Source organism: Leucobacter sp. M11 (assembly GCF_035726885.1).
Classification (GTDB): domain Bacteria; phylum Actinomycetota; class Actinomycetes; order Actinomycetales; family Microbacteriaceae; genus JAPFRB01.
Map to the genome: position 1 here is coordinate 125063 of NZ_JAPFRB010000006.1, position 1383 is coordinate 126445.

Genomic DNA, 1383 nt, shown 5'->3' on the forward strand with positions numbered 1-1383 from the left:
GAGGCGATCCCGTACACGAGCAGGGTCGCGAGCACGGCCCCGGCGAAGGCGAAGGGCAGGAACTGCTCGATCCGCGTGAGCCCAAAGGCGGCGCTGCCGAGCACCACCGCGAAGCCCGCGCCCGCGTTCACGCCGAGGATCCCCGGGTCCGCGAGCGGGTTGCGGGTGACGGCCTGCATCAGCGCCCCGGACACCCCGAGGGCGACCCCGACGAGCACGCCGAGCAGGGTGCGTGGCAGGCGCAACTCGGTGACGATGAGCTGCTCCGCGGAGCCGTCCGGCGCGAACACGGCGTCGACGACGTCGCCCAGCGGCAGCACTCGGGAGCCGATCGTCAGGCTGAGACACGCGACGAGGAGCAACAGTCCGGCGGAGGCGGCGAGCAGCACCGAGCGCAGCGGCCAGCCGGGGGTCGCCCTCACGCGGGGGCCAACGCGCTCGTGAACGGGGCGGCCGGGTCCGCCATGAGCTGCTCCAGGGGGAAACCGCACTCGCGACTCAGCGCCTTCAGCAGCCCGTGCCGGGTCGCGAAGCCGGAGCCCTGCATCGCCGCCTGCAGGCCGTCCCCGGCACGCAGGCACACGATCGCGAGGTTGAGCCTCGCCCGGGTCCGCCAGGTGGCGAAGGTGAGCCCGGTCTCCTCGCGGAAGAGGCGCTGCACGTGGCGCACGCTCGTGAACTGGCGTTCCGCGAGCTCGTCGAGCGTGCCGTCGAATCGGGCCGCCTCCAGCGCGATCGCGTTCGCCGTGGGGTGCTGGGGGAGGGCCAGGGGGAAGTACTCCTCGGTCGTGGCGCGCAGCAGCTCCTCGATCGCGAGCCGGAAGGAGTTGCGCTCGGCCTGCGTCTCCGGGGCCGCGCAGAGCATCACCGTGATCAGCTCGGTCAGGGCGGGCAGCGGCCCGAGCACGCGCGTGCGCCCCCCGGGCGGCACCGCCCCGGGGTTGAGCATCGGGCCGAGCGCCATGCCATCATCGGACAGGGCAAGCCCGTGCAGAACGTCCGCGGGCAGCCAAGCGGCCTGCCCGCCCCGCAGGGTGAGCGTCTGCCCGTCGAGCGTGAGCGTGCCCGTGCCGGACACGACGTAGACCAGGTGCGGCCACTCGTGCCGGTGCGGCTCGTGGCCGTGGAACCGGATGGCGTGGGTGCTGGCGACGCTGCGGCCGAGCTCGGCAAAGTTCACGGGGGTCCTCGGGATCGGGCGGACGGGGGCCAGTCGGATCCCGTCGCCCTGGTGGAGACGGTGTCACCTTGGGCGCGCCTGATCCGACGAAGACAAGGCTATCCTAACTTAGCGGCGTCGTCGTGCGCCACCGTGTTCGTGTTCGTCCCCTCACCCAGAAAGCCCTCCCCATGTCACTGACCCGTCGCCCCCTGACGTTCCTG

2 protein-coding genes are annotated in these 1383 nt (G+C 72.7%); both read right to left on the reverse strand.

What is annotated here, in order from left to right:
* Nucleotides 1-422 (reverse strand): FecCD family ABC transporter permease (locus OOT08_RS17610; RefSeq protein WP_325094165.1); only part of this gene is annotated, 422 nt, incomplete at its 3' end.
* The gene (locus tag OOT08_RS17615) at nucleotides 419-1180 is read right to left on the reverse strand and encodes a cupin domain-containing protein (protein ID WP_325094167.1); all 762 of its coding nucleotides are present in this window, start codon (nucleotides 1178-1180) and stop codon (nucleotides 419-421) included. The genes OOT08_RS17610 and OOT08_RS17615, both read right to left, overlap by 4 nt.
* Nucleotides 1181-1383: the final 203 nt, after the last annotated feature.